Annotated in this window: 11 protein-coding genes; 7 read left to right on the forward strand and 4 right to left on the reverse strand. The window is 69.8% G+C overall.

Translation table 11 applies throughout. From position 1 onward, the window contains the following. Together ACRDSQ_RS18845 and kstD are read right to left on the reverse strand one after the other, a co-directional pair. Positions 1-1,071: Rieske 2Fe-2S domain-containing protein (locus ACRDSQ_RS18845; protein WP_431422877.1), on the reverse strand; the 1,071-nt coding region annotated here is incomplete at its 3' end. After that, positions 1,068-2,771 (reverse strand): 3-oxosteroid 1-dehydrogenase, encoded by a 1,704-nt coding sequence (gene kstD / locus ACRDSQ_RS18850; RefSeq protein ID WP_431422878.1) that lies wholly within the window; start codon positions 2,769-2,771, stop codon positions 1,068-1,070. The genes ACRDSQ_RS18845 and kstD, both read right to left, overlap by 4 nt. A gap of 101 nt (positions 2,772-2,872) precedes the next feature. On the opposite strand from kstD, the gene ACRDSQ_RS18855 reads away from it, so the two are divergent. From ACRDSQ_RS18855 to dmpG, 4 genes are read left to right on the forward strand one after another with little or no spacing between them, the layout of a single operon-like run. Further along, entirely contained in the window at positions 2,873-4,465 is a 1,593-nt protein-coding gene (locus ACRDSQ_RS18855) for an FAD-binding protein (RefSeq protein ID WP_431422879.1), read from the forward strand. Then, the gene (locus ACRDSQ_RS18860; RefSeq protein WP_431422880.1) at positions 4,452-5,240 is read left to right on the forward strand and encodes a 2-keto-4-pentenoate hydratase; all 789 of its coding nucleotides are present in this window, start codon (positions 4,452-4,454) and stop codon (positions 5,238-5,240) included. Before ACRDSQ_RS18855 ends, ACRDSQ_RS18860 begins: the two co-directional genes overlap by 14 nt. Next, entirely contained in the window at positions 5,237-6,130 is an 894-nt protein-coding gene (locus ACRDSQ_RS18865; protein ID WP_431422882.1) for an acetaldehyde dehydrogenase (acetylating), read from the forward strand. Before ACRDSQ_RS18860 ends, ACRDSQ_RS18865 begins: the two co-directional genes overlap by 4 nt. 8 nt (positions 6,131-6,138) lie before the next feature. After that, positions 6,139-7,182 (forward strand): 4-hydroxy-2-oxovalerate aldolase, encoded by a 1,044-nt coding sequence (gene dmpG, locus ACRDSQ_RS18870; protein ID WP_431422884.1) that lies wholly within the window; start codon positions 6,139-6,141, stop codon positions 7,180-7,182. Here dmpG and ACRDSQ_RS18875 read toward each other — a convergent pair. Both ACRDSQ_RS18875 and ACRDSQ_RS18880 read right to left on the reverse strand, forming a co-directional pair. After that, on the reverse strand, positions 7,177-8,475 hold the full coding sequence (locus tag ACRDSQ_RS18875; RefSeq protein WP_431422886.1) for a hypothetical protein: 1,299 nt from the start codon (positions 8,473-8,475) through the stop codon (positions 7,177-7,179). The genes dmpG and ACRDSQ_RS18875 overlap by 6 nt on opposite strands. 13 nt (positions 8,476-8,488) lie before the next feature. After that, the gene (locus ACRDSQ_RS18880) at positions 8,489-9,613 is read right to left on the reverse strand and encodes an OmpA family protein (RefSeq protein WP_431422887.1); all 1,125 of its coding nucleotides are present in this window, start codon (positions 9,611-9,613) and stop codon (positions 8,489-8,491) included. 256 nt (positions 9,614-9,869) lie between these two features. Between ACRDSQ_RS18880 and ACRDSQ_RS18885 the strand changes: the two genes are divergently transcribed. The 3 genes from ACRDSQ_RS18885 to ACRDSQ_RS18895 form a co-directional block, all read left to right on the forward strand. Further along, positions 9,870-10,751 (forward strand): helix-turn-helix domain-containing protein, encoded by an 882-nt coding sequence (locus tag ACRDSQ_RS18885; protein ID WP_431422888.1) that lies wholly within the window; start codon positions 9,870-9,872, stop codon positions 10,749-10,751. Next, positions 10,748-10,954 (forward strand): DUF397 domain-containing protein, encoded by a 207-nt coding sequence (locus ACRDSQ_RS18890; protein WP_431422890.1) that lies wholly within the window; start codon positions 10,748-10,750, stop codon positions 10,952-10,954. The genes ACRDSQ_RS18885 and ACRDSQ_RS18890 overlap by 4 nt, the downstream gene beginning before the upstream one ends. Positions 10,955-11,367: 413 nt before the next feature. Beyond that, positions 11,368-12,164 (forward strand): acyl-CoA dehydrogenase family protein (locus ACRDSQ_RS18895; protein ID WP_431422891.1); only part of this gene is annotated, 797 nt, incomplete at its 3' end.

Here is a 12,164-nt window from a genome sequence, read left to right on the forward strand (position 1 = left end):
GGTCGTGTCCACCTCGAACTCGAAACGCCGTGTCATCTCCTCGGTCACGTCCGCGACGTCGACGTAGAACTGCTCGTACCACCGCCGCAGCTGGTAGACCGGGCCGTCCTCCTCGCACAGCAGCGGGTTGTCGATGCGGGTCTTGTTGCGCCAGATCTCCACGTCCTGCAGGAACCCGACGCTGAAGCTCTTCGCGAACTTGCCCGCGATCCGGTCGGCGTCCTCCGGTGAGACCCCCGGCAGCCGCTTGACGATCACACCCCACTGCAGCACGAACGAGTTCTCGCTGACCGGGTAGTGGCAGTTGATCAGCACGGTCTCGATCACCGTGCCCTTGTAGTCGTTCCACAGATAATTGATCATGTACGACGGCCCGTAGTACGACGCTTCCGAGCGCAGCGCGAGGTCCTCCGAGGCGTAGTTGGACTTCGAGTGCACGTCCGGCCTGCCGCGCGAGTTCAGGTACTGGGTGGCGACGTGGCCTTCGAAGATGTTCTTGAAGAAGGTCGGGAAGGCGAAGTGGATGTAGAAGAAGTGCGCCATGTCGACCATGTTGTCGATGATCTCCCGGCAGTTGGCGCCGTCGATCCGGATGCTGTCCCACGTCCAGTTGCTCCACTCGTCGGAGAACGCGCCATCGATCCGGGGGATCACGACGTTCTCCGGCGGCGGGTTGCCCTCCGGGTCGTTCCAGACGAACAGCTGCCCGTTCTGCTCCTGAGTCAGCCAGGACCGGGTGCGGGCCCGCAGCGGGATCCGCTTGGCATAAGGGATCGCCGCGCACTTGCCGTTGCCCGCCCAGCGCCAGTCGTGGAACGGGCAGGCGATGTTGTCGCCCTTGACCGTGCCCTGGGTGAGGTCGCCGCCCATGTGCCTGCAGTAGCCGTCGAGCACGCTGAGCGTGCCGTCCTCGGCGGCGAACACCACGAGCTTGGTGCCGAACGCCTCCACGGCGTGCGGCTTGCCGTCGCGGAACGACTCGGCCAGGCCGAGGCAGTGCCAGCCGCGGGCGAAGCGCGTGGGCGGGGCGCCCACGTCGATGGTCCGGACGGGCTGTTCGGCCTGCGTCATCGCTTTCCTCCAGTGGTACCTGCCCGGTCGGCGATATCCTGCGCCGCCAGGTAGCCGAAAACCATGGCCGGACCGAGCGTCGCACCCGGCCCCGCGTACGTGTGACCCATGACCGCCGCGCTCGCGTTGCCCGCCGCGTACAGCCCGGGGATCGCCGTGCCGTCCCCGCGCAGGACCCGGGCGTGGGTGTCGGTGCGCAGCCCGCCCTTGGTGCCGAGGTCGCCGGGAACGATGCGCACGGCGTAGAACGGCGCCTTGTCGACCGGGCCCAGGCACGGGTTGGGTGTGTTGCGCGGATCGCCGTAGTAGCGGTCGTAGGCGCTCTCGCCGCGCTGGAAGTCCTCGTCCCGACCGGTCCTGGCGAAGCCGTTGAATCGCTCCACAGTGGACATGAGGGTGTCCGCCGGGACGTCGATCCGCTTGGCCAGCTCGGCCAGGGTGGCGGCCTTGTGCAGGGCTCCGGACTTGAACCACTTGCCGGGAAGCGGCTGGCGCGGGCCGAGCCCGGCGAAGACATACCGGTTGCGGTAGCGCTGGTCCAGGATCAGCCACGCCGGGATGTGCGGCTTGTCCTCGGTGTGGCCGTCGTACATCGCGTGCACGGCGTCGACGTAGGGCGAGGCCTCGTTGACGAACCGCTCCCCGGCCTGGTTCACCAGGACGCAGCCAGGAAGTGTCCGCTCCGCCAGGCAGAAGTACGGCCCGCGCGGCAGTTCGATCGACGGACCCCACCAGGCGTCGTCCATCAGGTCGACCGCCGCGCCCGCGCGCATACCCGCTTCGATGCCGTCGCCGGTGTTCTCCACCGCGCCCACGGTCCAGTCCGCCGTGATCGGCTCGCGCTGGTACTCCTTGCGCATCCGCTCGTTGCGTTCGAACCCGCCCGAGGTCAGCACGACGCCGTGCCGGGCCCGCAGCACGACCTTCTTGCCACCGCGCTCGACCTCGACGCCGGTGACGCGGCCGTCTTCCACGCACAGGTCGACCAGCGGGGTCTCCAGCAGCAGCGGCACACCGGCCCGGCTGAGCCCGACCCGCAGACCGGCCGAAAGCGCCTGTCCCATGGTCAGCATCTCGCGGCGGCGCAGCAGCGACAGCATTCGCCTGCCCGCGACCCGCATGGTCCGCAGCAGTCCGCGCGGGTGCCGGGCCATCAGGTTCATCCACTTGTAGTCGGCCTGGGTGATCGCCATTCCGGTGGGCGCCTTGAGGTACGGCGGGTTGAGTCTGGCGCGTTCGGCGCCGAGCAGCTTGGCGCTCAACGGCTTCGGCTCGACGGACCGGCCGCCGGGCAGCCCGCCAGGCGCCTCGGGGTAGTAGTCGGAGTAGCCCGGAACCCAGGCCAGTTCCAGCGGCGTGTTGGCCAGCACGAACGACACGGTCGCCGGTCCGTTGTCCAGGAACGCCTGCCGCCGGTCCTCGGGGACGACGTCGCCCACGATGTGCGCGAGGTAGTCCCGTGCCTGTTCCGGGCTGTCGGGAACCCCGGCGGCGAGCAGGGCGGGGTTGTTCGGCACCCACACGCCGCCGCCGGACCTGGCTGTCGAGCCGCCGTACGTCGCGGCCTTCTCGACCAGCACCGTCCGCAGCCCGCGCCGGGCCGCGGCGAGTGCCGCGGTCATGCCCGCGGCCCCGCTGCCGACCACCACGACGTCATAACCGGTGTCGCAGTCGGCATCAAGGTCGGTCGTGTCGGGCATGTCCGCCTCCGGTCGTCCGGTCGTTCCGCACAATACTAGAACAGGTTATAGTTCTGTTCCGTCGAGCGCTACGGGAACTGCGGATTCGCAGGAGGAACGAGTTGCAAGAGTCGGCTGATGTCGTGGTCATCGGGTTCGGTGCCGCCGGAGCCTGCGCGGCCATCGAGGCCGCCTCCGGGGGCGCTGACGTGCTCGTGCTCGACCGCTTCGCGGGCGGCGGCGCGACCGCGGCCAGCGGCGGCGTGGTCTACGCGGGTGGTGGGACCTCCGTCCAGCGGGAGGCGGGCGTCACCGACACCCCGGACGCCATGGCGGCGTACCTGCGGCTCGAAGTCGGCGACGCGGTCACCCCCGCGACGCTGCGCGCGTTCGTCGACGGGTCGGCCGAGTCGATCGAGTGGCTGAAGAAGCAGGGTGTGCCGTTCGAGGGCAGCGTGTGTCCGACCAAGACCTCCTACCCGACGAACGACTACTACCTCTACTACTCCGGCAGCGAGCGCTCCCTCAGCGCCGACCCCGCCCCGCGCGGCCACCGTGCGAAAGGACCCGGCACCTCCGGGAAGGTCCTTTACGCGCGCCTCGCGGAGTCGGCGGCGCGCGCCGGGGCGCGGGTCCTGCCGCAGACCCGGGTGACCGCGCTGACCAGCGAGGACGGCCGCGTCACCGGCGTCGAGTGCCGCACGCTCGCCGAGGCGTCCGCGTGGGCACGGTTCCGGTACCGGCTGCTCGGCAAGTACGCGGCGAAGCCCGGGCTCTACGTCCCAGCCCTGCGCCGGATGCTGACCAAACGGGCCGAGCGGATCGAGCGCCTGCACGGCAAGACGGTCACCATCACGGCCCGCCGGGGCGTGGTCATCGCGGCGGGCGGTTTCGTCGCCAACCGGGAGATGTTGCGCGACCACGCACCCGCCTACCGCGGCGGCCTCCCGCTCGGCACCTCGGGTGACGACGGCTCAGGCATCCGGCTCGGCCAGTCCGTCGGCGGCGCGGTCGGGGCGATGGACAAGGTGTCCGCGTGGCGGTTCATCACCCCGCCCTCGGCGCTCCTCGAAGGCGTCCTGGTGAACGAGCGCGGCGACCGGATCTGCGACGAATCGCGGTATGGCGCCGCCATCGGCCACGAGCTGATCACCCACCACGGCGGCAAGGGCTGGTTGCTGATCGACGAGCAGGGCGTGCGGGCCGCCCGCGCCCAAGCCCGCTCGCAGTCGCTGTGGTTCCAATACCTGCAGGTCCGCTACCTGCTGAAAGTCGCGCGGGTGAGCGGGAAGACCCTCGCCGAGGCCGCTCGCAAGGCGGGCGTCGACGCCGACGGCCTCGCCCGCACCCTGGCCGCCTACAACGCCGCCGACACCGACCCGCTCGGCAAACCCGCCGACCTGGTCCGGCCGCTCACCACCGGACCGTTCTCGCTGATCGACGTCTCGATCCGCCCCTCGACCGGCTACCCCTGCCCGATGCTCACCCTCGGCGGCCTGCGCGTCGACGAAACGACCGGCCAGGTCTTGCGGGAGGACGGTTTCGGTGCTGTCAGCGGTGTTATTGATGGGCTGTACGCCGCGGGCCGGTCCGCCGTCGGCCTCTGCTCCGAGTCCTACGTCAGCGGGCTCTCGCTCGCCGACTGCGTGTTCTCCGGCCGCCGCGCCGGCCAGTCCCTCGCTGTCCCGATGGGAGATTCCCTTGCTCACGGCTGACGAACGCACCCAGCTGGCGGACCTGCTGCGGGCCGCCGAGACCGGGCGGGCGCCGATCGACCCGCTGGTCCTGGCCTACCCCGATCTCGACCCGGCCGACGCCTACGAGATCCAGCTGATCAACATCCGGCGGCGGACGGCGGAGGTGGTCGGCCACAAGGTCGGCCTGTCATCGCAGGCGATGCAGCAGATGATGGGCGTCGACGAGCCCGACTACGGGCACCTGCTCGCCGACATGCGTCTCGACCAGCGAACCCCGGTCGACGCCACCCGCTACTGCTATCCCCGCGTCGAAGTCGAGGTCGGCTTCATTCTGGGCGACGACCTGCCCGGCGAGGACTGCACCGAGGCGGACGTCCTGGAACGCACTGAGGCGCTGGTCCCCAGCATCGAGCTGATCGACAGCCGGATCCTCGACTGGAAGATCGGCATCGCGGACACGATCGCCGACAACGCCTCCTCGGCAGGCTTCGTCCTCGGCGACGCCCAGGTCCGGCCCTCCGAAGTGGACACCAAGGGCATCGACGCGGTGCTGACGCGCAACGGGGAGGAGGTCGCGGCGGGCCGGTCGGACGCGGTCCTCGGTGACCCGGTCGTCGCGGTCGCGTGGCTGGCGCGCAAGGTGGCGTCCTTCGGTGTCCGACTAAAGGCCGGACACGTGGTCCTGCCCGGCTCCTGCACCCGCGCGATCGACGCGCGACCCGGCGACACGTTCGTCGCCGCCTTCGCCGGACTCGGCGACGTGTCCCTCCACTTCGGACGGAGTGCCCAGTGAGCAAGTCGACCGCCGCGATCGTCGGGTCCGGCAACATCGGCGCCGACCTGCTCTACAAACTCCTGCGCTCGCCGGTGATCGAGCCCCGCTGGATGATCGGCGTCGACCCGGCCAGCGAGGGCCTGGCCCGCGCCCGCGACCTCGGCGTCGAGGCCAGCGCCGAGGGTGTCGACTGGCTGCTCGCCCAGGACACCCTGCCGGACCTGATCTTCGAGGCCACCTCGGCATATGTGCACCGAGCGAACGCGCCGCGCTTCGCCGAGGCGGGCATCCCCGTGGTCGACCTGACCCCGGCCGCGATCGGCCCGTACGTCGTGCCGCCGGTCAACCTGGGCGAGCACCGGGAAGCGGGCAACGTCAACCTGATCACCTGCGGCGGTCAGGCGACGATCCCGATCGTGGCCGCCGTGTCCCGCGTGGTCCCGGTGTCCTACGCGGAAATCGTCGCCACCGTCTCGTCCGCGTCGGCCGGTCCGGGCACGCGCGCCAACATCGACGAGTTCACCCGCACCACCAGCCGCGGCATCGAGGTCGTCGGCGGCGCCGAACGCGGCAAGGCGATCATCGTCCTCAACCCGTCCGACCCGCCGATGGTCATGCGCGACACCATCTTCTGCGCCATCCCCGAGGACGCCGACACCGACAAGATCGCCCAGTCGGTGCACGACATGGTCGCCGAGGTCGCGACTTACGTGCCTGGCTACCGGTTGCTGTCCGACCCGCAGTTCGATCCGACCGACGACGGCGGACCAGCCCGAGTGACCGTCTTCGTCGAAGTCGAGGGCGCGGGCGACTTCCTCCCGCCCTACGCCGGGAACCTCGACATCATGACCGCCGCCGCCACCCGGGTCGGCGAACTGCTCGCGACGCGAGGGGATTCGACGCAATGAGTTCTTCGATGAAAAGCACCGCGCCCACTGCCTTTTCCGACACCCTCGACGTCCGGGTCACCGACACCTCGCTGCGCGACGGCTCGCACCACAAGCGGCACAAGTTCACCCTCGACGAGGCACGCGCCATGGTGGCGGCCATCGACGGCGCGGGTGTGCCGGTGATCGAGGTCGCCCACGGCGACGGACTCGGTGGCTCGTCGTTCAACTACGGCTTCTCGACCACCCCCGAGCAGGACCTCATCAAGGTCGCGGTGGAGACCGCCAAGCGCGCCAAGATCGCCTTCCTGATGCTGCCGGGCGTCGGGGTGAAGGACGACATCCTGATCGCCCAGGACAACGGCGCCTCGATCTGCCGCATCGCCACCCACTGCACGGAGGCGGACATCTCCGTGCAGCACTTCGGCTTGGCGCGCGAGCGCGGGCTGGAGACGGTGGGCTTCCTGATGATGGCCCACTCGCAGCCGCCGGAAGCGTTGGCCCGACAGGCAAGGATCATGGCTGACGCGGGCTGCCAGTGTGTCTACGTCGTCGACTCGGCGGGTGCCCTGGTGCTGGAGCAGGTCGGTGACCGGGTGGCGGCGCTGGTGGCCGAACTCGGCCCCGACGCGCAGGTCGGCTTCCACGGCCACGAGAACCTCGGCCTGGGCGTCGCCAACTCCATCGCCGCCGCCCGCGCGGGCGCCGTCCAGATCGACGGCAGCACCCGCCGATTCGGCGCGGGGGCGGGCAACACGCCGGTGGAGGCGTTCGTCGGAGTGTGCGACAAGCTCGGCATCCGCACGGACGTGGACTTCTTCGCCATCGTGGACGCAGCCGAGGATGTCGTGCGGCCCGCGATGCCACAGGAGTGTCTGCTCGACCGGATGGCTTTGATGATGGGCTATGCGGGCGTGTACTCCAGCTTCCTGCGCCACGCCTACCGGCAGGCGGAGCGCTACGGCGTCTCCGGCGCGCAGATTCTGGTGCGCGCCGGAGAACGCAAGCTTGTCGGTGGCCAGGAGGACCAGCTCATCGACATCGCGTTGGAGCTGCGACGAGAAGCGTCATGACATGTACAGCTCCGGGTCGAGTCTTTCGGCGGGCGGCGTGATCCGGGCGGTGAGCGCGGCGCGAGCGGCCCGCGCCTCCTCGATCGCGCTGTCCGACTGGTCCAGCGCGGTCGTCAGGTAACCCAGGTCGACGGGGACCCGGATCGGCAGCGCGGCCCGGGGCGGGGTGCTGTCCGGCCGCGGGCTGGGGATGTCCACCGACCCCAGCTCGCGGGCCAGCAGGATCGCCCGGTGCCTGCGCGCGTAGCACTGGCCGACCCGCAGCTCCACCCGGCCGTACTGCCTGCGGGCACGGGAATCGAGCCGACGGGCCTTGGCGATGTCGCGGTCGCCGCGCCGGAGTGCCCGGTACCGGGAATCGTCGGCGGCCTGCACGATCCGGGTCAACGCGCCCGCGCGGCGGGTCAGCGGTGAACCGTCGAAAGCCTCCTGCTGCACCAGAATCCATGGTGCCGCGATCGCGCAGCCCGCCAGGACCAGGCCGACCACCGTGGCCACCCAGACTTGCCCGACGAGGTCGCCCTCGTGCCGCACCCGCAACAGGATCGACAGTGCCGCGAAGACACTGACCAGCCCCAACACGGTCGCCGACACGGCGACGACGAACCCGCGTGGCGGGAACTCCTCGGCCGGGTCGTGCGGGTCGAGCCCGTCCGGTGTGCGGTGGGCACTCGCCACCCGCCACGACCAGATCTGCTTTCCCAGTTCCACAGCCAGTTTCGCCTGCACCCCGGCGCCGAACACGGAGAACGCGGCGGCGGTGACCAGTGGCGCGGTGGCGGGCGCGGCCCAGTCGATGTTGAGCAGCAGGCTGAACACGGCGAACAGCGCCACCGCGTCGACGGCTAAGAGCACGTAGGCGAACACCGTCACCACCGAGCTGCGCGAGTGCTGGTGGACGGTGACCCCCGCGTCCTGGTCGCGCTGGATCGACCGCAGGGTCCCGACCAGGTCCCGCCGCGCGGTGCGGCCGGTCGCCGACCAGCCCTTCTCCGCGTTGGCGTGCCTGACCGATCGCCTGCCACCCAGGACATGTGGGCGGTCGTCGGCGATCAGCGCGTCCTCCAGGTGCCGGGTCGCGCGGATCGCGGCGGTCATCGACCGCTCGCACAGCCTGCCGATTCGCTTGCCACGCCTGCCGACCACCCGGCTCGCCGCGGCCTGCCCGTGTGCCTCGTGTTCGATCTCGGCGTGGTCCTGCGGCCCCCGACGGGCCAGGAACGCGACCGCACCCGAGTGCACCGGGTGCCGCAGCCACATCGACAGTGGCAGGTGGCGGATTCGTCGTGCCATGGCGTACTCCCTTCTACCGCAGACTGACCGTGACAGTCCGGTTCTGTTGCGCCGCCGCGGGAATCAACGCCCCCGCCGCGTCCCGGTCGGCGACCAGCGGCTGGTCGTAGCCGACCCCGTCGACCGTGATCGACGCCGCGGGCACGCCGAGCCGGATCAGCCCGTCGCGCACCGCCGAGGCCCGCTGCCTGCTCAGCTCCCGAGCCGACTCCGCCGGTCCGACGGAAGCGGTGTGGCCCACCAGACTCACTCGCGCGCCCGGCGGTGCGGCCGCCGCGAGCCGGGCCAATAGCGGCTCCGCGGTGGGCAGGAGCACCGCGGAGTCCGGGCCGAACAGGATGTCGCTGGGCAGGTTGACCGCCTTGGGCTCGGCCGGAATCGACGGCGGCTGCGGCACCGGGACCGTCGGCACCGGCGTCGTCGACAGCGGAGGTCCTCCGACGGCCGGGTCGCTGTCGCTGACGCAGTCCCCGCCGCCCGCGCGGCAGAGCTTCAACCACATGTCCACCAAGCGGTTCCGCAGCGGCGGGGACAGCGTGTCCTGCGGACGGGCGACCTCGCCGAGCCCGGCGAACACCACGCGCTTGCCGCGCAGATCCGGGACCAGGCCCAAGGAGCGGGCCTGGTCGGTCACCGAGTCGGCGCCCACGTGGTCCCAGTCGAGCCGGTCGACCGCCAGCGGTCCACTGGTCTGCAGCCCCGAGGAGATCACCACGGCGGTGACGCGGCCGGGTGTGCGGGCGATGTGGTCGAGCAGGGTGAGCAGGTCCAGGTGCGCGGAATTGCTGGCACCATTGGAAAGCACGCCCGCCACCCGCTCCAGTTCGCGGGCCGCGAGGTCGGCCCGCCTGCCCGGATCGTGCTCGATCTGGGTGCCGCGGCGCAGTCGCAGGTCGCGCTCGTCGATGACGACCGGGCGTTCGGTTCCGCTGCGCACAATGCGCAGGTCGGCTTGGTCGCTGTGGACGGCCGCGGAAAGCTCCTGGCGGGCCAGGACGGTCAGTGCGGGCCGTGGCTCATTGGCCACGGCGGTCATCGCGATCAGCAGTGTCGTTCCCGATCCGCCCGCCTCCTGGCTCGCACACCCGGCCATGAGGGCGGCGGCGACCGCGAGTGTGGTGATCCTCTTGGTGGCCATCGCGCGTCCTCCCCTCCACCGGCCGGGACCCGATTCCCGGCTTGGACGTGACGCGTGTCAACTCTCAGGTTGCGTTATGAGAGGGAACGAAGCAATGCCCTCATGCAATTGCATGACACAATCAGGTCAAATCCACCCGTTCGGTGCAGGCCGACGTGCCGATTCCCGAGGATCCTGGTGTACCGTCACGCGGCATCGGCCGAGGCAATGGCGTCCCGCAATTGCACGGTGACCGCAAGACGTTCGAGGAGGGGCGATGCCGTCCCAGGGGCCACTGATCCCCAGACGGCGACTCGGACAGCTCCTGCGCGAGCTCCGGGAAGCCGCCGGGATGCACCTCGAGGACGCCGCCGAGCGGCTCGAGTGCAGTGTCTCCAAGGTCAGCAGACTTGAGACCGGCCGCGGCATCCCCAAGCAGCGTGACGTCCGCGATCTGCTCGCCCTCTACGAGGTTGACGACCAGAAGCTGATCGACCGGCTGGTCCGACTCGCGGGCGACGGGCGCAGGCAGGCGTGGTGGCAGGATCTCTCCGAGATCGTGTCCACCAACACGGACACCTTCATCGCGCTGGAGTCCGAGGCGACCAACCTGCGCTACTGCGTCCAGTCAGTCATTCCCGGCGTGTTCCAGACCGCCGAGTACGCGCGCGAACTCTTCCGGGCGCTCTACCCGCGCGACACCGAGCAGGCCCGGCAGAAGCGGGTCGACCTGCGGCTCGGCAGGCAGGCGTCGTTCGCCGGACGCGAGGACAAACCGCGCATCAGCACGATCATGGACGAGGCGACGCTGCACCGGATGGTCGGCGGCCCCGAGGTCATGGACGGCCAGCTGCGCGCCCTGCTCGAGGCGAGCGCACGACAGGACGTGACCCTGCGGATCTACCCCTTCTCCGCCGGGCCCGACCTGGGTAACCAGTGCACCTTCGTCGTCTTCACGTTCGAGAGCGAGTACGACCGCAACTCGGTCCACATCGAGCTCGGCGCGGGCGATCGGTGGCTGGAGCAGGAATCCGACGTTCTCCGCTATGCGCGGCTCTTCGACGACCTCGGTCGCAAGTGCCTCACCGTGGAGGAAAGCCGGACGAAGATCAGTTCAATGATCGGCACCTACACGAGCAAGGACCAACCAGCTCAATGATCATCTATCGGAAGAGCAGCTTCTGCTCTACTGGCTCCTGCGTCGAGGTCGCCGTCCTGGCCGACGGCGATGTCTCGCTGCGGGACTCCAAAGACGAGTCGCTGCCACCGCACGTGTTCACCCCGGATGAGTGGATCGCGTTCACTCAAGGCGTGAAACACGGCGAATTCGACTATCCCGCAGTGACAACGGCCCTACCGTGATGCCCCACTTGGGCGATAGCCCGCGCTAGTTATCGAACGCTAACCTGTTTGTTCGAGGGTCGTGTCACCCTCAGTGACAGGTTCCTTTGGCGCGACCCCGTTCGGCGCGTTCACCGAGCGAGGAGTCGTCATCATGGCTGTCGTCTATCGCAGAAGCAGCTTCTGCACGAGTAGCAACTGCCTTCTGGTCGCTGTCCGTGGGACTGGATCGTCGTTGCGCGACAACGCGAGTCGAACGCTGTCGCTGCGCGCTGATGCCTGGACCCGGCTGTTGACCTGGGTTCATGGCGGCCACTGGGACCGAGTCAGGGGCGGTAGGTCGCCGGTCTGACCGGCGACCTGTCGACACAAACGAGAACGTGTTCTAGTCTGACTGGTATCAGCGGAACACGTTTCAGTTTGGGGTGCGGTCGATGAGTGACGACGTCCTAGCCGCGGTGGGCGAACTGCTTCCCGGCCTGCGTGAGCGGGCTCAGGAGACCGAAGACGCCCGGCGGGTCCCGGTGGAGTCGATCAAGGCGCTGCGCGAGGCGGGCTTCTTCAAGCTGCTGCAGCCCGCCCGCTTCGACGGCCACGAGGCCTCGCCGAACACGTTCTACCGGGCGGTGCGGATGATCGCGGGCGCCTGTGGCTCGACCGGCTGGGTGTCCTCCGTGCTCGGCGTGCACCCCTGGCAGTTGGCCCTGTTCGACGACCGGGCGCAGCAGGAGGTGTGGGGCGAGGACACCGATACCCTGGTCTCCTCGTCCTACGCGCCGATGGGCCGGGCCAAGCCGGTCGACGGCGGGTTCCGGTTCAGCGGCCGGTGGAGCTTTTCCTCCGGCTGCGACCACGCGGGCTGGGTGTTCCTCGGCGGGCTGGTCCTCGGCGAGGACGGCACGCCGGTCGACTTCCGCACGTTCCTGTTGCCGCGCGCGGACTACGCCATCGACGACGTGTGGGACACCATCGGCCTGCGCGGCACCGGAAGCAACGACATCATCGTCGAGGACGTGTTCGTCCCCGAGCACCGGACGCTGAGCTTCATGGCGACCGGAAAGTGCGTGTGCCCTGGTCATGCGGTGAACACCGCGCCCCTCTACAAGCTGCCGTTCGCGTCGGTCTTCTCGTGCTCCATCTCGGTGCCGGTCATCGGCATGGCCATGGGCGCCTACGACGCGTACATCGGCTACACCCGCGAGCGGGTCCGCGCCTCCACCGGCGGCAAGGC

Source organism: Actinokineospora sp., from assembly GCF_050699995.1.
GTDB lineage: Bacteria > Actinomycetota > Actinomycetes > Mycobacteriales > Pseudonocardiaceae > Actinokineospora.